The sequence below is a fragment of the Mycobacterium innocens genome (assembly GCF_900566055.1).
GTDB lineage: Bacteria > Actinomycetota > Actinomycetes > Mycobacteriales > Mycobacteriaceae > Mycobacterium > Mycobacterium innocens.
In genome coordinates this window covers 33933-56240 of record NZ_UPHQ01000063.1, presented here as the reverse complement: position 1 = coordinate 56240, position 22308 = coordinate 33933, and the positions used below count along the sequence as shown (strand labels likewise).

10 protein-coding genes are annotated in these 22308 nt (G+C 64.4%); 9 read left to right on the top strand and 1 reads right to left on the bottom strand.

Features of this window, described 5'->3' with window-relative positions:
• The 8 genes from EET03_RS07990 to mtf2 all read left to right on the top strand — a co-directional run.
• Positions 1-1697 (top strand): beta-ketoacyl reductase (locus tag EET03_RS07990; protein WP_122508746.1); only part of this gene is annotated, 1697 nt, incomplete at its 5' end.
• Positions 1694-6127 carry a type I polyketide synthase gene (locus EET03_RS07985; protein ID WP_075541925.1) on the top strand — a complete coding sequence of 1478 codons (4434 nt, stop codon included), beginning with the start codon at positions 1694-1696 and terminating at the stop codon, positions 6125-6127. The genes EET03_RS07990 and EET03_RS07985, both read left to right, overlap by 4 nt.
• 11 nt (positions 6128-6138) lie before the next feature.
• Positions 6139-7128: an ATP-binding cassette domain-containing protein gene (locus tag EET03_RS07980; RefSeq protein WP_075541924.1), complete on the top strand. Its 990-nt coding sequence runs from the start codon at positions 6139-6141 to the stop codon at positions 7126-7128.
• On the top strand, positions 7125-7991 hold the full coding sequence (locus EET03_RS07975) for an ABC transporter permease (RefSeq protein WP_075541923.1): 867 nt from the start codon (positions 7125-7127) through the stop codon (positions 7989-7991). The genes EET03_RS07980 and EET03_RS07975 overlap by 4 nt, the downstream gene beginning before the upstream one ends.
• Positions 7988-8818: an ABC transporter permease gene (locus tag EET03_RS07970; RefSeq protein WP_075541922.1), complete on the top strand. Its 831-nt coding sequence runs from the start codon at positions 7988-7990 to the stop codon at positions 8816-8818. Before EET03_RS07975 ends, EET03_RS07970 begins: the two co-directional genes overlap by 4 nt.
• 48 nt (positions 8819-8866) lie before the next feature.
• Positions 8867-10126, top strand: a complete 1260-nt coding sequence (locus tag EET03_RS07965; protein WP_075541921.1) for a phthiocerol/phthiodiolone dimycocerosyl transferase — start codon at positions 8867-8869, stop codon at positions 10124-10126.
• Between the two features lie 1379 nt (positions 10127-11505).
• On the top strand, positions 11506-12228 hold the full coding sequence (locus EET03_RS07955) for a rhamnosyl O-methyltransferase (protein ID WP_425271507.1): 723 nt from the start codon (positions 11506-11508) through the stop codon (positions 12226-12228).
• 350 nt (positions 12229-12578) lie between these two features.
• Positions 12579-13388, top strand: a complete 810-nt coding sequence (gene mtf2 / locus EET03_RS07950) for a fatty-acid O-methyltransferase Mtf2 (RefSeq protein ID WP_075541920.1) — start codon at positions 12579-12581, stop codon at positions 13386-13388.
• A 259-nt stretch (positions 13389-13647) separates the two neighbouring features.
• Here mtf2 and pks2 read toward each other — a convergent pair whose 3' ends face one another.
• The gene (pks2, locus tag EET03_RS07945; protein ID WP_075541919.1) at positions 13648-19971 is read right to left on the bottom strand and encodes a sulfolipid-1 biosynthesis phthioceranic/hydroxyphthioceranic acid synthase; all 6324 of its coding nucleotides are present in this window, start codon (positions 19969-19971) and stop codon (positions 13648-13650) included.
• Between the two features lie 536 nt (positions 19972-20507).
• Between pks2 and fadD28 the strand changes: the two genes are divergently transcribed.
• Entirely contained in the window at positions 20508-22250 is a 1743-nt protein-coding gene (gene fadD28 / locus EET03_RS07940) for a fatty-acid--AMP ligase FAAL28/FadD28 (RefSeq protein ID WP_075541918.1), read from the top strand.
• The last annotated feature ends 58 nt before the right edge of the window (positions 22251-22308 follow it).

Genomic DNA, 22308 nt, shown 5'->3' with positions numbered 1-22308 from the left:
GGCGGGTGCTCACCGCCGATCTCGGCGACGAACCGGCGGTGCTGGCCGCATTCGCGGAAACGGCAGGCGATCCGGATCACCCGCCCGTCGGCCTGGTCGTCTTCGTCGGCGGCGCCTCGACCGGATTGGACGACGGGCTGGTCGCGGCGCGAGACCGGGTGTGGTCGATCACGACCGTGGTTCGCGCGGTCGTGGGCACCTGGCATGGCCGATCACCGCGGCTGTGGTTGGTCACCGGCGGCGGACTGGCCGTTCACGACGACGACCCGGGAGCCCCCGCAACGGCATCCTTGAAGGGTCTGGTGCGGGTACTGGCCTTCGAGCATCCCGATATGCGCGCCACCCTGGTCGACCTGGACGGCATGCCAGACCCGCTCGCCGCGCTGACCGCGGAACTGCAGAACTCGGGCAATGACGACGTGATCGCGTGGCGGGGTGACCGCAGGTTCGTCGAACGCCTGTCGCGCGCCACTCTCGATGCACAACCGGGTCATCCGGTGGTCCGCCCCGGAGCCTGCTACGTCGTCACCGGTGGTCTCGGCGGACTCGGGTTGGTGGTCGCGAAATGGCTGGTGGACCGCGGCGCCGGCCGGGTGGTGCTCAATGGCCGCAGCGAACCCACCGACGACCAGCGCAAGGCCTTGGCCGCATTGGAAGCCCGTGCCGAGATCGTGGTCGTCCGCGGCGACGTCGCAGCGCCGGGCGTGGCCGAACGTCTCATCGAGGCAGCAGGACAAGCGGGGGCTGAATTACGCGGTGTCGTGCACGCCGCCGCGGTCATCGAAGACAGCCTGGTGTTCTCCATGAGCAGGGACACCCTCGAGCGGGTATGGGCACCCAAGGCGGCCGGAGCACTGCGGATGCACCACGCCACCGAGGGCTGCCAGCTCGACTGGTGGCTCGGATTCTCCTCCGTCGCTTCACTATTGGGCTCTCCCGGCCAGGCGGCCTACGCCTGCGCCAGTGCCTGGCTGGACGCGCTGGTCACCTGGCGCCGAGCGTCCGGTCTGCCGGCGGCGGTGATCAACTGGGGGCCGTGGTCGGAGGTGGGCGTCGCGCAAGCCCTGGTCGGCAGCGTCCTCGACACCATCACCCCGGCGGAGGGCATCGAGGCTCTGGATTCGCTGCTGGCCGCCGGCCGGGCCCGCACCGGTGTCGCTAGGCTGCGCGCCGACCGGGCGCTGATCGCGTTCCCGGAGATCCGCGGCATCAGCTACTTCACCCGGGTGGTCGACGAGCTGGACTCGGCGGGCGATCTCGGCGACTGGGCCGGACCCGACGCGCTTGCCGATCTCGACGCGGCGGAGGCAGCGCGGGTGGTGACCGAGCGGATGCGCGAGCGGATCGCGGCGGTGATGGGCTACGCTGACCGGTCAGCTGTCGATCCCGCCGTACCGCTGACGGAGCTGGGGCTTGACTCCCTGATGGCGGTGCGGATCCGCAACGGCGCGCGGGCCGACTTCGGCGTGGAACCGCCGGTGGCACTGATCTTGCAGGGGGCGTCCCTGCACGACCTGACCGTCGACCTGATGCGCCAACTCGGGCTCTCGGGCCCCGACCAGACGCTGGAAAACCAAAAAAGCATGGCCACCGTTCGCGACCGGGCGCAGCAGCGCGCGGCAGCGCGACATGGAGCCGCGGCACGGCGGCGGCCTACACCCCCCAAACCTCAAGTACATGGAGGACAAGACCTGTGAGCACACCCGACAACGCCATCGCGGTCGTCGGCATGGCCGGCAGATTCCCGGGCGCGAACGATCTGTCGACCTTTTGGAGCAATCTTCGGCGCGGCAAGGAGTCGATCGTCACCCTGTCGGAACAGGAACTGCGCGACGCGGGGGTCAGCGACAAGACGCTGGCCGACCCGGCATACGTGCGCCGCGCACCGCTACTGGACGGGATAGACGAATTCGACGCGGACTTCTTCGGATTCCCCCCACTGGCCGCGCAGGTGCTCGACCCGCAACACCGGCTGTTCCTGCAATGCGCGTGGCATGCGCTCGAGGACGCCGGTTGTGACCCCGCCCAGTTCGACGGCTCGATCGGCGTGTACGGAACCAGCTCTCCCAGCGGCTATCTGCTACACAACCTGCTATCGCATCGGGACCCGAACGCCGTGCTGGCCGAGGGACTCAACTTCGACCAGTTCAGCCTGTTCCTGCAGAACGACAAGGATTTCCTGGCGACGCGGATATCTCACGCGTTCAACTTGCGCGGCCCGAGCCTCGCGGTCCAAACCGCCTGCTCGTCCTCGCTGGTCGCGGTGCACCTGGCCTGCCTGAGCCTGCTGTCGGGCGAGTGCGACATGGCACTGGCCGGCGGGTCCTCGTTGTGCATCCCGCACCGTGTCGGTTACTGGAACTCGCCGGGATCGATGGTGTCGGCGGTCGGCCATTGCCGACCCTTCGACGTGCGCGCCGACGGCACCGTCTTCGGCAGCGGTGTGGCGATGGTGGCGCTCAAGCCGTTGCAGGCGGCCATCGACGCCGGCGACCGCATTCACGCTGTCATCCGCGGATCGGCGATCAACAACGACGGATCGGCGAAAATGGGCTACGCGGCCCCCAATCCGGCCGCCCAGGCAGACGTCATCGCCGAAGCCCACGCGGTGGCCGGCGTCGATTCCTCGACCGTCAGCTATGTCGAGTGCCACGGCACTGGCACCCCGCTGGGTGATCCCATCGAAATCCAAGGGCTGCGAACGGCATTCGAGTTCTCCGAAACGCCCCGCCCGGGCCCGTGCGTGCTCGGCTCGGTCAAGTCCAACATCGGCCACCTGGAAGTCGCCGCCGGAATCGCGGGTCTGATCAAGACGATCCTGTGCCTGAAGCACCAGGCGATCCCCGCGACACTGCACTACACCAGCCCGAACCCCGAGCTGCGGCTCGACCAAAGTCCATTCGTCGTGCAAAGCAAGTACGGCCCGTGGGAGTGGGACGGCGTGCTTCGGGCCGGGGTGAGCTCGTTCGGGGTCGGCGGTACCAACGCGCACGTCGTCTTAGAGCAGGCACCAGCGGTGCCGGCTCACGCCCACACCGCGACCACCGGACCTCAGGTGCTGCTGCTGTCCGCGAAAACTACTGCCGCGCTGCGGGAGTCGCGGGACGCCCTGGCCAACGCGCTGGAAAGGCCAGACGCACCGGACCTGTCCGACGTGGCCTACACCCTCACCCGGCGCCGCAAGCACGATGTCACGATGGCCGCCGTCGTCCACGACCGCGAACACGCCGTCAAGGTCTTGCGGGCGGCCGAACACGACAACGTCTTCGTCGGCGAATCCGGCGCCGACGGTGCCGCTGAAACAACCACGACACCGACGTCCGACCGGGTCGTTTTCCTCTTCCCGGGGCAGGGCGCACAGCACGTCGGCATGGCGAAGGGGCTCTACGACACCGAGCCCGTTTTCGCCGAATACTTCGACACCTGCGCCGCCGGATTCCGCGACGAGATGGGCATCGATCTGCATGCCGAGGTGTTCCGCGGGACCGCAACGGATCTGGAGCGCATCGACCGATCGCAACCGGCGCTGTTCACCGTGGAGTACGCGCTCGCCAAGCTGGTCGACAGCTACGGGGTGCGTGCGGGCGCCTACATCGGCTACAGCACCGGCGAATACATCGCGGCAACCCTGGCCGGGGTATTCGACCTCGACACGGCGATCAAGACCGTCGCGCTACGGGCTCGCCTGATGCATGAGTCCCCGCCCGGCGCCATGGTCGCGGTGGCGGTGGGCCCCGACGATGTCGCGCAGTACCTCTCACCAGGGGTGGAGCTCTCGGCGGTCAACGATCCCGGCAACTGCGTGGTCGCCGGCCCGAAGGACGCGATTCGCGAGTTCACCCAACGTCTCAACGAGGCCGGGATACCCGTTCGCCGGGTCCGCGCCGGCCACGCGTTCCACACCAGCGCGATGGATCCGATGTTGGAAGAATTCCAGGCATTCCTGTCCCGGCAGCAGCTCAGCGCTCCGCGCACGCCGTTGCTGAGTAACCTCACCGGAACGTGGATGACCGAGCAGCAGGTCACCGATCCGGCCACCTGGACGCGTCAAATCAGTTCCGCGATCAGGTTCGCCGACGAACTCGACGTGGTGCTGGCAGATCCGGGTCGAGTCCTCGTCGAGGTGGGTCCCGGCGGGAGCCTCACCGGTTCGGCGATACGGCATCCGAAGTGGTCGGCCGGGCATCATGCTGTCCGGCTCATGCGTCACCCGATTCAGAACGCCGATGACCGCGACACCTTCCTGCGCGCGCTGGGTGAGCTCTGGTCCGCCGGAATCGAGGTTGACTGGACGCCGCGACGTGCGGCCCAGCCGCGGCTGGTTTCCCTGCCCGGTTATCCGTTTGCCCGCCAACGGCATTGGGTGGAGCCCAAGCACATGGTCTGGTCGCAGGTTCCCACGGCGAGTAACGGCTCAGCGGCCGGCGCCGGGACCGGTGTCGGCACCGTCGAAGTGCCGCAGAACGGGGAGTCGCCGACCGAGACCACCCTGCGGCGCATCTGGGAACAGTGCATGGGTGTCAGCTCCATCGATCGAAACGCCAATTTCTTTGACATGGGCGGGGATTCACTGATGGCCATCAGCATCGCGATGACCGCCGCCAACGAAGGTCTGACCATCACACCGCAGGATCTGTACGAGTACCCGACCTTGGCCGCGCTGACGGCTGCCGTCGATGCCTCGTTCGCGGCGAGCGGTTTGGCCAAAGTCCCGGTGGCTGATGCACATCCGGCGGTTCCGCCGAATATCGCGTACTTCCTCGACCGGGGACTGCGCGACACCGGTCGCTGGCGCGTCCCGTTGATCCTGCGGCTCGACCCCAAGATCGGCCCGGAGGACGTCCGGGCAGTGCTGACCGCGGTGGCCAACCACCATGGCGCATTGCGCCTGCAGCTCGTCGACAAGGCCGGAATGTGGGAGCAACACATCACACCATCCGCGGAGTTCACCCGGCTCTCGACGGCGTCACTTCCTGATGACGTGCCCGCCGGCAGCCCGGAGGAACGGGCTGCGGTGTCGAAGATTCTGGCCGAATTGATCTCAGATCCAGGTGATTCGGACGCGCCGCTGGCGGCAGTGCATATCACCGGTGCGCACGGCGGTCCGCACTACCTGGGGCTGGCCGTGCACGAGATGGTCAGCGACGACGCATCGCGTCAAATCCTGGGACGCGACATCGTCACCGCGTTCGGGCAGCGGCTGGCGGGCGAGGAGATCACGCTGGAGCCGGTCACCACCGGATGGCGGGATTGGTCGGTTCGCTGCGCGGCCCTCGCGACGCATCCCGCAGCCCTCGACACTCGCTCCTACTGGATCGAGAATGCAACGAAGGCGACCTTGTGGCTGGCTGACCAGAACATCACGCAACCGCCCAGCACCGAGGATCTGACCAAGTTCTCAACTACGCTGAGCGTCGAGCAGACATTCGAGCTCGATGATGCTCGGCGCAGGTTCCGGCGGTCGATCCAGGAGATCGTGCTGGCCGCGCTCGGCCGAACCATAGGCAAGACGGTCGGTGACGGTGTGGTGGCCGTCGAACTCGAGGGCGAGGGGCGCTCGGTGCTACGGCCGGACGTCGACCTGCGCCGGACCGTCGGCTGGTTCACGACGTATTACCCCGTTGCGCTGGCCTGCGCGAGCGGACCGGGCACGTCGGCCATTCAACAGCTGGACGCCGTTCACGACACCGTTATATCCGTTCCGCACTATGGGATTGGCTACGGGCTGCTGCGGTATCTGTATGCGCCGACCGGACGCATGCTCGGTGCGCAGCGCACCCCCGACATCCACTTCCGGTATGCGGGCGTCATTCCCGAGCTGCCGAGCACCGATGCACCGGTACAGTTCGACTCCAACATGACGATGCCCGTGCGCGAGACGATCCCTGGGTTGGGCCACGCGATCGAGCTCCGGGCGTATCGCTCCGGTGGCTCATTGCATCTCGATTGGTGGTATGACACCCGCCGCATCCCCGCAGCAACGGTAGAAACGCTGGCGCGGACCTTCCCGGCCACACTGAGCGAACTGATCCAGGAGGCCATCGCGGCCGAGCATGACCAGATCGAAACGATTGGGGCCCCCGAAGCGGGCGCCCTGGTGGACTTGTCCAGCCTGGATGCGGGCTGAGGAGGATCGGAATGCGCAACAACGACATGGCAGTAATGGTCCGCGGGATTCACAAGGCGTTCGGCACGGTAGTGGCCCTCGATGACGTCAGTTTCGAAGTGGGCCGCGGCGAAGTGATCGGGCTGCTCGGTCCCAACGGAGCCGGCAAGACCACCATGGTGGACATCTTGTCGACGCTGACCCGGCCCGATGGCGGCTCGGCGACGGTCGCCGGCCACGACGTCGTTTCCGATCCGGCCGGTGTGCGCCGCTCGATCATGGTCACCGGACAGCAGGTGGCCGTCGACGACGCCCTGACCGGTGAGCAGAACCTGGTGTTGTTCGGTCGCCTGTACGGGCTGAGCAAGTCCGCGGCACGTCGCAGGTCGCAGGAACTGCTCGAGCAATTCGGGCTCATGCACGCCGCGAAGCGGCGGGTGAGCACCTATTCGGGCGGGATGCGTCGGCGCATAGACATCGCGTGCGGATTGGTGGTCCAGCCGCAAGTGGCGTTCCTCGACGAGCCCACCACAGGACTGGACCCAAGAAGCCGGCAAGCTATTTGGGATCTGGTGGCCAGCTTCAAGAAGCTCGGCGTCGCCACCTTGTTGACGACGCAGTATCTCGAGGAGGCAGATGCGCTCAGCGACCGGATCATTTTGATCGACCACGGCACGATCATCGCGGAGGGCACCGCGAATGAGCTCAAGCACCGTGCCGGCGACACATTCTGCGAAATCGTGCCGCGAGATCTCAAGGACCTGGACGCTATCGTCGCGGCGCTCGGTTCACTGCTGCCCGAGCAGAGCAGGGCCATTCTGACACCGGAGTCAGACCGGATCACCATGCCGGCGCCAGGCGGCACGCACACCCTGATCGAGGCCGCGCGCCGAATCGACGAGGCGAACATCGAGCTGGCCGACATCGCGCTACGTCGGCCGTCACTCGATGACGTATTCCTGTCCATGACAACAGATCCCAGCGAGTCGCTAAGTCATCTAGCGTCGGCGGGCATGCGATGAGCGCCGCGGCCACAGTTCCAACCCCAGCACCGGCCGTCGCGGGGTTCAGCCCGGCCGTGGAGAAGCTAAACCAGTCGACGCTTAGGCAATGGCGGGTGCTCATCAGCCGCTTGTTCTTGCGCACGAGCATCGGCGAGTTATTCACCACCGCCGGCGCGCCGGTGGTTTTCATGGTGGGCTTCTATATACCCTTCGCCATACCGTGGAACCACTTTGTCGGGGGTGCAAGCTCCGGCGTCGCCAGCAACCTAGGGCAATACATCACGCCATTGGTCACACTGCAGGCCATCTCGTTCGCCGCCATCGGGTCAGGCTTCCGGGCGGCAACCGACTCGCTGCTGGGTGTCAATAGACGGTTTAGCTCGATGCCGATCGCCCCGGTGACGCCGGTGCTTGCCCGCGCGACGGTCTCGGTGTACCGGTGCTCGATCGGTTTGGCGGTATCGCTGGTCTGCGGCTACGTGATCGGATTCCGGTTCCACCGCGGGGCCCTCTATATCGTCGCCTTTTGCGTATTGGCGCTGGCAATCGGGGCCGTGCTGTCATTCGGCACTGACCTGCTTGGCACAGTTACCAAGAACCCCGACGCCATGCTGCCCCTGCTGACCTTGCCCATCTTGATCTTCGGACTGCTGTCGGTCGGCCTCATGCCGTTGAGACTGTTTCCTCGGTGGATCCACCCGTTTGTCCGCAACCAACCGATCTCCCAGTTCGTTGACGCGATGCGGGCGCTGGCCGGGGATACCACCAAGAGAGCCTTACCGGTGACGTGGCCTGTCATGGCGCCGACGTTGGCGTGGATCGTCGGTTTCACGCTGTTCTTGGTGCCCATGTCCGTCGTCGTTTTGTCCAGGCGGCGATGATGCCCATGACAACTCAGGAAGTCGGGTTCGCGCCGGCGCGCTCGCAGGACCCGGAGAACTCTGTTCGCCTGCTCATTGGGCAAACTCTGTTGCAGACCAAACGGTTACTCATTCGGTGGGCGCGTGACTATGTCACCGTCGTCGGAGCGATCGTGTTGCCGATTCTGTTCATGGTGGTGTTGAACATCGTGCTCGGTAACCTGGCTTACGCCGTGACCCACGACAGCGGGCTCTACAGCATTGTTCCGCTCATTGCGATCGGTGCCGCGATCACTGGCTCAACATTCGTCGCGATAGACCTGATGCGCGAGCGCTCCATGGGCTTGCTTTCCCGATTGTGGGTGCTGCCGGTGCACCGGGCGTCGGGCCTGATCGCCCGAATTCTGGCAAACGCGATTCGGACTCTGTTCACCACTCTCGTGATGCTGGGCACGGGCGTTGTCTTGGGTTTCAGGTTTCGGCAGGGCGTGATCCCGAGCCTCATGTGGGTGAGTGTCCCGGTGATACTTGGCATCGCAATCGCCGCTATCGTCACCACCGTCGCGCTCTACACCGCGCAGACAGTAGTGGTTGAAGGCGTCGAGCTGGTGCAAGCAATCGCGATATTCTTCTCCACCGGTCTGGTACCGCTCAACTCATATCCAAGCTGGATTCAGCCGGTCGTCGCCCATCAGCCAGTGAGCTATGCCATCGCGGCGATGCGCGGATATGCGATGGGCGGTCCGGTCCTATCTCCGATGATCGGGATGCTGTTGTGGACCATAGGTATTTGCGTCGCATGCGCGATACCCATGGCCATCGGCTACCGACGGGCCAGCACGCACTGACCGAGCATGCGCTGGCCCGGCATGCAATGACCAGTAGGGGGTCTCGAGGTGTTTTCCGGATCCGTGATTCGAAAGCTGTCACACAGTGAGGAAATCTTTGCGCAGTACGAGGTTTTCACTTCGATGACAATCCAGCTGCGCGGCGCTGTCGACGTCGACGCGCTGTCGGATGCTTTCGACGCCCTCCTCGAGGCCCACCCGGTGTTGGCGGGTCACCTCGAGCCAAGCCTCGATGGCGGTTGGAATCTGGTTGCCGACGACATGCTCCACTCCGGGATCTGTGTAGTCGACGGCACCAACGGGGCGTCTTCGGGAGACTCGCAAATCCGGCTCGACCAGAGTGTCTCGTTGATGGATTCGCGGCTAACGCTCAACGAGGGAGGGGCCGAGCTGACCCTATATGTCCATCACAGCATGGCCGATGGTCACCACGGGGCCGCTCTCGTCGACGAGCTGTTCTCCCGGTACACCGATGCCGTAACTACTGGTGATCCCGGTCCGATAATCCCGCAGTCCGCGCCACTGCCCATGGAGATCCTGCTCGAACAGCGGGGCGTCAAGAAGCAAGGGCTATCGGGAGCCGAGCGCTTCATGTCGGTGATGTTCGCCTATGAGCTCCCTGACACCACCAAGGCGGCTGTCCTCGCCGATCCTGGATCGCCCCAAGCTGTTCCAGTTAGCAGACTCCTGCTCTCCAAGCTAGAGACATCGGACCTCGTTGCATTCGGCCGTGAACATCGACTCAGCATCAACGCTGTGGTCGCGGCGGCTATCCTGCTGACCGAGTGGCGCCTGCGCAATACCCCGCACGTCCCGATTCCCTACGTCTACCCCGTCGACTTACGATTTCTTCTTGCGCCGCCGGTGGCCCCGACCGAAAGCACGAACCTGCTCGGGGCGGCCTCCTACCTTGCAGAGATCGGCCCGGATACCGACATCGTAGATCTCGCAAGCGATATCGTTGACACCCTTCGCGCTGATTTGGCCAATGGTGTGATCCAGCAGTCGGGGCTGCACTTCGGCACAGCATTCGAAGGAACTCCTGCCGGGCTGCCGCCACTTGTCTTCTGCACTGACGCCACTGCGTTCCCAACTATGCGCACACCGCCGGGTCTTGAGCTGAAAGATATTCGGGGCCAGTTCTATTGCTCCATTAGCGTCCCTCTCGATCTGTATTCGTGTGGCGTCTACGATGGACAACTGATCATCGAGCATCATGGGCACCTAGCGGAACCGGAAAAGTCCCTCGAGATGATACGTTCCATGCTGTGCACTGTTCCCTCCGAGTATGGCTGGGTTATGGAATAACCGGATGTCAACCGCTGCAGAGCAATTCGCCAACCAGTCTTGAGGGCGGGCGTCCCGTGGGTGATGCGGGTAGCGCCGGCGTTGCCGAATAACCGGTTTGCCGACCACGTCGGTTCGGTGCTTGATCTACTTCATTGAGCCAGTCCAATCTCGTGGGGTACCGGAGATCAGCGGACGCGGTGATGGTGTCGAGTCGAGTGCAGAGCAGACGATCGCGGCCGCGACCTCCGCTGCTGATCCGGCGGAGGTATTCTCCGACCACCATGGCTCCAACGCCGAATGGATGCCCGGCGTCGCAACATCCTTCGAACCTTCTGGTGCGCCGAAACATCTTGCGCCATAACGGCGTTCAGCGTACGACATCACACCGACGCTTTCCCCGGATTCTCCATCGTGATGATGATCATAAGAAAGCAAACTTTCATTTGCAGGACGGGCGTGTTCGCTAACTTCGATAAAGGGCCAACGCCAACCGTATTAGCCCGGATTTGCCGCCAATCGTCGTACCAACGAATGCGGGTATCTGCTACCCGTCTTGGCTCAAATTGGTGCGCACCACAAATCGGCACATCGCGCGGTCACAACAGTCACATGCGTCGCTGCGCTGGGCGACACCCGATGTGCCCGGCTCTTAGCGACAATCGCCTGACCTGCGGTGTTGTTCCCACGTTGGCCGTGGCCGTTCGGGTTGGGAGGTGGCGTTGACCTGCAAAAACCGAGTTGTCGCGGGTAGGTGGGCACGGCGACCATCGCCTCCGGCAGAGGCCAGTGTTGCCAACGTGACTAAAGAGCAATACAAACCAGCAGGAGCAGAACCCGGATCGAATTGAGTTATGTTGCACGCCAACGTAGTTCGGAGTGGCCCCTTATTCGCCGTCTTCGCGTCCAGGTGCTTCTGAGCGACCGGTCCGCCATGACGACTCCAGCAGCGCGCCGGATCTCCGCGTTGTAGTGCACAATTTGCGACGCGTCACGAACCAAACTCACGGGTCAGTAGGTTCCAGTGATGTCGAGCTGTGAATTGTGAGCCAAGTCGGGTTTGCAGGACGCGGTGTCCGCCAACTTCGAAAAAGGCCAACGCCAATCGCATTAGCCCGAACTTGCCGCCAATCGCCGTACCAGCGAATGCGGGCATCTGCTACCATCCTGCGGTGCAGCGGCCGCCTCAGAACATGTTGAGCCGGTGGGCCGGGTCACGCTGACCTGGTAATGACCCGGAGAGAGGCAACCCCACGGAGCCAACTAGGTTGACAACATGCGGGCCTGAGGATCGCCACGGCCATACTCGAGTCCGCGCCGACACCATCGGTTCCGTGCAGCGACTGGCCAAATGGCCGATACTTCAATGACCACGGACTGGCTAGTGAGGAGATGACGGGATGGACGTGGCGGGCGCATTCATGCGACTGATGGACGTGTTGCGGAAACTCACGAGCGCTGTGGCCCAACTGATTTACCGACCGACCGGCTCGGCGGCGGAAGAATACCATAAGTGGTACTACAGCAACTTGGTGTGGAATCAGACTACGTGGTTGGGCGTCCAATGCTGGAAGTCCGTCAGCGATATGTGGAATTACCAGGAGATCCTGTTCGACTTGAAGCCCTCGCTGGTCATCGAGTTCGGCAGCCGCTACGGCGGTTCGGCGCTGTTCTTTGCGAACGTCATGAGACACACCGGCCAACCGTTCAAGGTGGTTTCCGTGGACATCTCACACAAGGCCCTCGATCCAATGGCCCGGCGGGATCCTGACATTCTGTTCATTGAGTCCTCATCCACTGTCCCAGCCGTTGCCGAGCACATCGAACGACTCAAAGGCGAGTACCGCGGCAATATCTTCGCCATCCTGGACAGCGACCACTCCATGGATCACGTACTGGCCGAGATGAAACTGCTGCGGCCCCTACTCTCCTCCGGCGACTACCTGGTAGTCGAAGACTCCGATATCAATGGGCATCCCGTCCTGCCAGGGTTCGGACCCGGCCCATACGAGGCCATCGAGGCTTACGAGCGTGAATTCCCAAACGATTACAAGCATGACGTGGCGCGGGAGAATAAGTTTGGCTGGACATCTGCTCCTAACGGATTCTTGATCCGCAACTAAACCGTCAGCCACCAGAATTGGATGGCCGAGGCCGTATGCGCGGCAGGAGTCGGGCACGCGAGCGACCGGCGCGGCGGGTGATCGTTCGGGCCGCGGATGCCAATTGCGCTGCGCCGAATAATTTTCCGAGTTCATCGAGTTTGTCGCCCACAAACGTGCGGCGCAGACAACCCGAAGCCCCGGTGACGCGTGCGGCTGACGTGATCAGCCGCCGTTGCGCCAACATTTGAAGGGCAGCGGTATCAGCTGGTATCAGTATCGGACATAGCGGCGGAGGCGTGGCAGACCGCTCTGGCGGATCATCGAGCGGACCATTTGGACCTTGACCGGCAGCCTGTCATACTCCGCATATGGCACTCAAAGACCGCGTGTACGACGTGGTTCTCCCGGTCGGCTGGAAGCTGAATCAGAAGGCCCAGAAGTATATTTACCCCTCCTTCACCAAGCGCGTCGCCACCGATGAGCTGGTTTTCCTCAACATGGGCTATGAAGAGGATCCACCAATGGCGATGCCGCTGGAACCCTCTGACGAGGCCGACCGGTACTCCATCCAGCTTTACCACCGTGTTGCGACCCAGGTGGATCTCACCGGCAAACGGGTGCTGGAGGTCGGCGCCGGACACGGCGGCGGAGCCTCATACCTCACGCGTACCCTGCACCCGGCGTCCTACACCGGATTGGACCTGAACCCGGCCGGCATTGCGTTTTGCCAGAAGAAACACCATGTTCCCGGCCTCGATTTCGTGCAGGGTGATGCCCAGAACCTGCCATTCGCCGACGAATCGTTCGATGCCGTGATCAACATCGAATCCTCGCTCTACTACCCTGATTTCCCCCGTTTCCTGGGCGAAGTGGCGCGGGTCCTGCGTCCGGGAGGCCATTTCCTGTACACCGATTTCCGGCTCCCGTTTGGCATTGCCGCCTGGGAGACGGCGCTGGCCAACGCGCCGATGCGAATCGTTTCGCAGACCGAGGTCAATGATGAGATCCTGCGCGGATACGAGAAACTGTCGCCGTCACTGAAGGCGCTTTACGATCGCAATACGCCGCGGCTGCTACGGGGCGTATACGCAAAGCTTTTCGCAGTGGATGGCAAGACCACACATCCCCTTAAAAGCTGGGGGTTCTCTTACCGCGTCTATTGCTTAGCCAAAGCCTGAGGCGGCGTCGGAGACATTGACCGACCGCAGGCACGCCACGGGATACCGCTGAACCAGCGGCTGATCCAGGCCTCGTCTTCGAAACCGCTGACCCTGCGTCGCAGTGACAGCGCCGCCTCTCGGCGGTGACGTCGCGCGGCTGCGAGCAGCGCCATCGAGACATCCTCCGGTAATGTTGTCCGCCAACAACTTTGGCGGCCCGGTAGGAGGCGCCGGGGACGACAACCGAGTCGCCCCCGGGCCAACCAAGCTCCGGCCGTTATGCCGCCGGCGTCGCCGCTTCTTCCTGGGCCAGCGTGTCCGACAGATGCTGGGCCAAGGCGCGCGCGGTGTTGTGCGTCGCGATGACCTTGGGAGACAGGCGGATCCCGGCCTCGGCTTCAATGTGAGTACGCATTTCGAGCATGCCGAGCGAGTCCAGGCCGTATTCGAGGAATGGGCGGTCGGCGTCGACTGTGCGACGCAGGATCACGCTGGCCTGCTCGACGATCAGACGCCGCAGTCGGGCGGGCCATTCATCTTGTGGCAGCGACATCAGCTCGGTGCGGAATTTGCTTGGACCCCTTGAACCTTGACCAGCGGATTGGAACATTTCACCCCACGGGCTGCGCCGGACGAGGTCGGGTAGCCAGGGCGCCCCGATGATGGGGATGTACCCGGTGTATGTGCGGTCATAGCGCAGCAGTGTTTCGAAGGCGTACGCACCTTCATCCGGGGTGATCATGACTTCGCCGCCCTCGGCCAGGAACGTGGCGCGACCGACCTCTGCCCACGCACCCCACGCGATCGCGCAGACCGGCAGTCCTTGAGCACGGCGCCAGTGAGCGAAGGCGTCGACCCAACTGTTGGCCGCGGCGTAGGCACCCTGCCCGGGCGACCCCAATAGGGCCGCACCCGAGGAGAACAAGCAGAACCAGTCCAGCGGCTGTCCGCTCATGGCGCGGTGCAGGTTCCAAGATCCGAAAACCTTGGGGGACCAGTCGCGGTCGATCAGCTCATCGGTGATGTTGGTCAGCGTGGCGTCCTCGACCACCGCCGCCGAATGCAGCACGCCGCGTACCGGAAGCCCGGTGGCGGTTGCCACGCTCACCAGGCGGTCACCGGTCTCAGGTTCGGCGATATTGCCGCACTCCACCACGATGTCGGCACCGGCCGCGCGGAGACTCTCGATGGCCTGCCGCGCCTTGGGGTTTGGCTGGGAGCGAGCGGTCAGCACGATCCGGCCGCAGCCCGCCGCAGCCAGTTTCGAGGCGAAGAACAGGCCGAGGCCCCCTAAGCCACCGGTGATGATGTAGGCGCCGTCGCGGCGGAACACCGGGACCTGCTCCGGAGACACTACGGCACTGCTGCGCCCGCCGCGCGGCATGTCGAGCAGCAGCTTGCCGGTGTGCTCGGCATTGCTCATCGCCCGGATGGCGTTGGCCGCGTCGGCCAACGGGTAGTGCGTGCACTCTGGTGCGGTCAGCACACCGTCCGCGGTCAGTTTGAACACCGTGGTGAGCAACTCGCGGACACGGTCGGGCTGCAGCACGGACATCAGCGCCAGGTCCAGGTAGTAGAACGTCAGCCCGCGACGGAACGGGTACAGCCCCAGCCGGGTGTTGCCGTACACGTCGGCTTTGCCGATTTCGACGAACCGCCCACCGAATGCAAGCAGCTCCAGCCCCGCACGCTGGGCCGCGCCGGTCAGCGAGTTCAGCACGATATCCACCCCGTACCCGTCGGTGTCGCGCCGGATTTGATCGGCGAACTCGACGCTGCGGGAGTCGTAGACGTGCTCGATGCCCATGTCGTGCAGCATGGCGCGCTTGCGCGGATTGCCGGCGGTCGCGAAGATCTCCGCTCCGGCAGCACGCGCAATGGAAATGGCCGCCTGCCCCACACCACCAGTTGCGGAGTGGATCAGCACTTTGTCACCGGCCTTGATCCCGGCCAGGTCGTGCAGCCCGTACCAAGCGGTGGCGTTTGCGGTGGCAGCCGCGATCGCCTGCTCATCGGCCAGCCCGGGCGGAAGCGTGACGGCGAGGTTGGCGTTGCACGTGAGGAAGTTGCGCCAGCAGCCGCCTTCGGAAAAGCCGCCGACACGGTCACCGACCTGGTGGTCGACCACCCCTTCCCCGACTGCCGTCACCACACCTACGAAATCCATGCCCAACTGCGGCTCGCGGTCGTCGATGATGGGGAATTTTCCGAACGCGATAAGAACGTCGGCGAAGTTGATGCTGGAGTGGGTGACAGCCACCTCGATCTGCCCGGGCCCGGGCGGAACGCGATCACAGGCGGCGAGTTCCAGTGTTTGCAGGTCGCCGGGCGTGCGGACTTGCAGCCGCACACCGTCGCGTTCGTGGTCGACGATGGTGGTTTGCCGCTCGTCATGGCTCAGCGGGCTGGGGCACAGGCGCGCCACATACCACTCACCATCGCGCCAGGCGGTCTCGTCCTCATCGGAGCCTCCCAGCAGTTGCTGAGCCACCTTTTCGACTTCCGTGTGCTCGTCCACATCAATGTGGGTGGTGCGCAACAGCGGGTGTTCGCTGCCGATCACCCGCAGCAAGCCACGCAGCCCGGCCTGCTCCAGGTTCGCCTCGTCGTCCGACCGAACTATCTGGGCTTGCCTGGTCACGACGAACAGGCGAGGAAGCTCACCCTCCAATTCCGCCAGCTCCCGGATGATCCGAACCAGATGACGCACCTGCTCACGGCCCTCCAGCAGGCTGTCCTCGTCCGGCTCGCGGCCGCGTGGCCCACAGAGGATCACTACACCGTCGTTCGCGCGAGCACGCAACTGACTGCCAAGCTTTTCGAGCGTGGTTGCCGCCTCGGCCTCCCTCGGCAAATGCAGGGTGGTGCATTCGGTGCCTTGGGGGCCGTGGGTTTTCAGTGCGTCCGTCAACGTGGAAGTCAACATGTCGACGCCATCGGAGGTGTCGATCAGCAGCCATGATCCCGCCTCGGCTTGGGTGGCCTCGGGAAGGTTTCGCTGCTGCCACGCCAGGGTCAGCAGCCGCTCGCTGAGCACGCGGTTTCGCTCGGCGCTTTCCGACGTGCCGGTTCCCATGTGCAGGCCCCGCACGGCCAGCAGCACGGTCCCGTGCTCGTCCAACACGTCGAGGTCAGCCTCGCCCCCAGTCACCCCGGCCTTGGTCAGCCGTGTGTAGCAATAGCGGGCATTGCGGGTTGGTCCATAGATACGCAGGCTGCGCACACCCAGGGGCAACAGCAGACCACCGCTGCCGGCGGCATCCACGCCAGCACCGACCGACTGGAAACAGGCATCCAGCAGTGCGGGATGGACGCGGTAGGCGCCCTGCTGAAAGCGGATCGAAGCGGGCAACCCGACCTCCGCCAACACGGTGCCGGCTCCGGCCTCCGCAGTGTGCGCGGTGGCCAGACCGCTGAACGCGGAACCTAACTGAACGCCACGCTTGGCGAACGATTCTCGCATCTCGGCCCCGTTCACACTGGACGGGTGCGCCGCCAACAGGGCGGTCATGTCGTACACCGGCGGCAGCGAATCGTCCTCGACGGCATGCAGCGTCGCGGTGGCGTGCCGCGTACTCTCACCGTCCTGATTGGACGCCACCGCGAAGTTGACGACACCTGGCGCATCCACCGACGCGATTGCGTCGATCGGGGTCTGCTCGTCGAGCAAAAGCATTTGCTCAAAGGCGATGTCGCGGACCTCCGACGCCTCGCCGAAAACCTCCCCCGCCGCGGCCAACGCCATCTCACAGTAGGCGGCGCCGGGCAGCGCGGCGACGTTATGCACCTGGTGGTCGCTGAGCCAGGACAACGTCGCGGTACCGATGTCGGCCTGCCACACATGGCGCTCCGGCTGTTCGGTCAGCCGCACATGCGAGCCCAGCAGCGGATGCACGGTAATGGTGCAGGCGCCTTGTGCCCGCTGTTCTTGCCCTTCGCCTTCGATGAACAAGTGCGGGTGGGTCCACGCCGGCAACGGCGTATCGACCAGCTGGCCCGTGGGATACAACACCGAAAAGTCCACGGCGGCACCCGCGCTGTGCAGATCAGTCAGCAATCCGCGCAGCCCGAGGGGCAGCGGCTGCTCACGCCGCATGCCCGCCAAAGCAGCCGCCGACATGTCGAGGCTACGGGCGGTCTGGTCGACGGCACGGATCAGCAACGGGTGAGGTGACAGCTCGGCGAAGACCCGGTAGCCGTCCTCAAGCGCAGCCTGCACCGCGGCGGCGAATTGGACCGTGTTCCGCAGATTGTCCACCCAGTACCGGCCATCGCACACTGGCCGCTCGCGCGGGTCGAACAACGTCGCCGAGTAGTACGGAACCTTGGGTGTCATTGGTTTGAGATCGGCCAATGCCGCGGCCAAGTCGTCAAGGATCGGGTCGACTTGAGGTGAGTGCGATGCCACATCGACGGCAACCTCGCGCGCCATCACGTCACGCTGCTCCCACCGTGCGACCAGATCGCGCACCGTTTCGGTGTCGCCGCCGATCACCGTCGACTGCGGTGAGGCCACCACCGAGACCGCGACATCGTCGATCCCGCGTGCCATCAGCTCCGAATTCACTTGTTTGGCAGGCAGTTCCACCGACGCCATCGCGCCGGCCCCGGAAATGCGGCACATCAACTTCGAGCGGCGGCAGATGACACGTGCCCCGTCTTCCAGCGACAGCGCTCCAGCGACCACGGCCGCGGCCGCTTCGCCCAGCGAGTGTCCGACCACCGCGCCCGGGCGGACCCCGTAGGACTGCTCCATCGTGGCGGCCAACGCGGTCTGCATCGCAAAGATGGTCGGCTGCACCTTATCGATGCCGGTCACCGTCTCCGGCGCCGTCATGGCCTCGGTGACCGAAAAACCCGATTCTTCGGCAATGACCGGCTCGAGCGCTGCGATGGTTGCGGCGAAAACCGGTTCGCTCGCCAGCAGGTCAACGCCCATCGCCGCCCACTGCGAACCCTGACCGGAAAATACCCACACCGGTCCGCGGTCGCCCTGCCCCACCGCGGCCTCATACGGGATCTCGCCATCGGCCACCTCCCGCAAACCCTGAACCAGCTCGGGCAGACCGCTGGCCACCACCGCGGTGCGCACCGGCCGGTGCGCGCGCCGCCGCGCCAACGTGTAAGCCACATCCGCCGGCACGACGGAGTCCTGGTGGTCTTCCACCCATTCGGCAAGCCGGCGTGCGGTCTGTCGCAGCCCTTCGGTGGAGCTGGACGAGATGGGGAACAGCAGCGGCCCCGCCGCCTCGGGCGCCGGCGCGGAGACTGCTGCCGGAGCTTGTGCTGGGGCTTGTGCGGGCGCCTGTGCTGGTGCCTGTTCCAAGATGGCGTGCACGTTCGTTCCCGACATCCCGAACGAGGACACCGCGACCCGCTTCGGCGCGTGCTCGTCGCCATCGGGCCACGGCGTAACCGCCTGCGGCACAAAGAGTCCCGTCTCGATCCCGGCAAGGTCATCGGGAAGCCGGTTGAAGTGCAGCAGCGGCGGCAGCACCCCGTGCTGCATGGACAGAATGGCCTTGATCAGCCCGACCGCCCCCGCCGCGGCAGTGCTGTGGCCCATGTTGCTCTTGGCCGATCCGAGCGCACAACGGGTGCCGGTGCCGTACACCCGCACCAGGCCCCGGTATTCGATCGGGTCACCGATTGGTGTGCCGGTGCCGTGCGCCTCCACCGCGCCGACCGTTTCAGCCGCCACGCCCGCCGCCGCCAACGCCGCACGGTACACGGCCACCTGGGCGTCCTCCGACGGCATCGTGAGCGTCTCCGTGCGACCGTCCTGATTGGTGGCGGTGCCGCGCACCACGGCGAGAATCCGGTTGCCGTCGCGCAGCGCATCCGGCAGTCGCTTGAGCAACACCATCGCGCACCCCTCGGAGCGCACAAACCCGTCCGCATCGGCGTCGAAGGAGTGGCAGCGGCCGGTCGGCGAGAGCATGCCCTGACCGGATGCCGCAACGCTTGCATGCGGCTCCAGAAGCACCGCGCAGCCACCCGCCAACGCGAGGTCGCTTTCGCCGGCGTGCAGACTGCGACAGGCCAAGTGCACCGCCATCAGACCCGACGAACACGCGGTGTCAAAAGTCAATGCCGGTCCATGCAGGCCCAGTGCGTAGGCGATCCGCCCGGATGCCACGCTGTTGTTCAGTCCGGTAACCACGTAGGGGCTCGCCAAGCCGCTGGCCCCATGGGTGACTACCAGGTAGTCCTCATGGGTCAGCCCCGTGAATACCGCTGTCGATGATCCGGCCAACGACGCCGGGTCCAGACCGGCATGCTCGATCGCCTCCCAGGAGGTTTCCAGCAACAGCCGGTGCTGCGGATCGATCGAGATCGCCTCCCGCTCGCTGATCCCGAAGAACTCGGCATCGAACCCGGCGACGTCGTCGAGGAACGCACCCCACCGCGACACCGTCCGACCAGGGACTCCGGGTTCCGGGTCGTAATAGTCGTCGGCCTCCCACCGGTCTGGCGGAATCTCGGTGACCAAGTCGTCACCACGCAGCAACGACTCCCACAGTTTCTCGGGCGAGTCGATTCCCCCCGGAAGCCGACATCCCATGCCGATGACCGCAATGGGAGTGACACGTGTTTCCATTCGCTCTCTAACCTCGTCTCAGCTCAGCTCAACGGGAGTTACCCGACGACATCCCCGAATTTTTCAAACAGGCACCGAGTTGGCCGCAGCGCCGCTCTGCCAGTCCCTAGCCCGGATCTCGACACCAAGGCAGGTCTCGGAGAGACAAGCTTAGACGGCTGTAGAGGATCCGGAGTACCAATGACGCGAATTCCCTGGATTTCGGCCGCGGCTAGGTGGCTGAGCAGCGCAAACGGAATCGCTGACCGCCGTCCAATGGGTTCTGACGAGGGTGGTCACGATCCAGCCTGGTTTCGTCTCGGCAGCCACCTGGCGTCCACAACGTCGAAATGACGAAATGACAACCGCTGCGATGCGTTCCCCGGCGGCCACAATGCAGAGCCCGGCAGGTCCGCACCGTGCGACGAGCGTGACATCGCCTGGCTGCACCTGCTTCACCGGCGCCGTGCCGCTGAGGTGGCGGTTGTGACGGTGGTCATACCGCGCGAATGCCGTCGCACAGCCTTCATGGCGGCAGGACGGTAACGTGATAGCTCATGAGTGTGCGTTCCCTGCCTGCTGCGCTACGCGCGTGCGCCCGTCTACAGCCCAACGATCCGGCTTTTACGTTCATCGATTACGAAAAAGACTGGGCCGGCGCCGCAGAAACCCTGACATGGTCGCAGTTGTATCGGCGAACGCTGAATGTTGCGCAGGAGCTGAGCCGTTGCACGTCGACCGGGGATCGGGCGGTGATATTGGCCCCCCAGGGACTCGATTACATCACCGCTTTTCTCGGTGCTTTGCAGGCCGGAGTAATTGCGATTCCGCTAGCTGTTCCACAGGGCGGCGCCACCGACGAACGCGTCGATGCGGTAATACGGGACGCGTCGCCGGTGGCCATTTTGACAACGACTCCCGTCGTCGACGACGTGACCCAACATGTTACCGCCCAGCTCGGCCAATCCGCGCCCGCAATCATCGAAGTCGATTTGCTGGACCTGGACGCTGCGAATGGATCCGCAGCCCGGAACGAGGACCACCCGTCGACCGCTTATTTGCAATACACTTCCGGGTCCACCCGCACCCCGGCGGGAGTGGTGATGTCCCATCAGAACCTTCGGGCCAATTTCGAACAGCTGATGGCCGGCTTTTTTGCCGACACCGACGGAATTGCGCCCCCGGATGCGACGCTGGTCTCGTGGCTGCCGTTCTATCACGACATGGGTTTGGTGCTGGGAGTGTGCGCTCCGATTCTGGGGGGATATCAGGCGGTGCTCACCAGTCCGGTGGCGTTCTTGCAGCGTCCGGCGCGCTGGATACACATGCTGGCCAGCAGTTCTCACCCGGTTTCGGCGGCACCGAACTTCGCCTTCGAGCTGGCAGCAAAGAAGGTGTCAGACGATGATATGGCAGGGCATGACCTCGGTAATGTGCTTGCCATCCTCAGTGGCAGCGAGCGGGTCCACCCAACGACGATCAAGCGCTTCGCCGACCGCTTTGCGCGCTGCAATCTGCAAGAGCACGTGATCCGTCCCTCGTATGGCCTAGCGGAAGCAACGGTCTATGTGGCCACCAGCAGGACTAGCCTTCCACCGAAATTCGTGGATTTCGAGTCGGAAAGATTGGCCGACGGCGAAGCGAAGCCGTGCAGCGGCGGAGACGGTACAAAGTTGGTCAGTTATGTTGTGCCGCAATCACCGATCGTACGGATTGTCGATCCGGAGACTCGTACCGAGTGCCGGGACGGACTGGTCGGTGAGATCTGGGTGCACGGCGACAACGTCGCTATGGGCTATTGGCAGAAACCCGAAGAGAATGAGCGCACTTTCGGCGCGAATATCGTCAGCCCTTCGGAAGGCACACCCGAAGGTCCCTGGCTGAGAACCGGCGACTCGGGGTTTATCACCGACGGCGAATTGTTCATCATCGGCCGGATCAAAGACCTGCTGATCGTTTACGGGCGTAACCACTCCCCAGACGACATCGAGGCGACGATCCAAGAGATCACCCGGGGTCGCTGCGCGGCAATATCGGTTCCCAGTGACCGCAGCACGGAAAAGCTGGTCGCCATCATCGAACTCAAGAAGCGCGGTGACTCGGACCCGGATGCGCTGGAGCGGCTGGGCGCCATTAAGCGTGAAGTCACCTCGGCTTTATCGGCTTCGCACGGTCTTAGCGTCGCGGACCTGGTCGTGGTTGCGCCGGGCTCGATCCCGATAACCACCAGCGGCAAGATCAGACGAGCAGCATGCGTCGAGCAATACCGCCACGATCAATTCGCTCGCTTAGACGTTTAACCAGGCCGGCCGTCATCCCCAGAATTGGTACATCCGTGTGAAAACGTCGTGCGCGGGC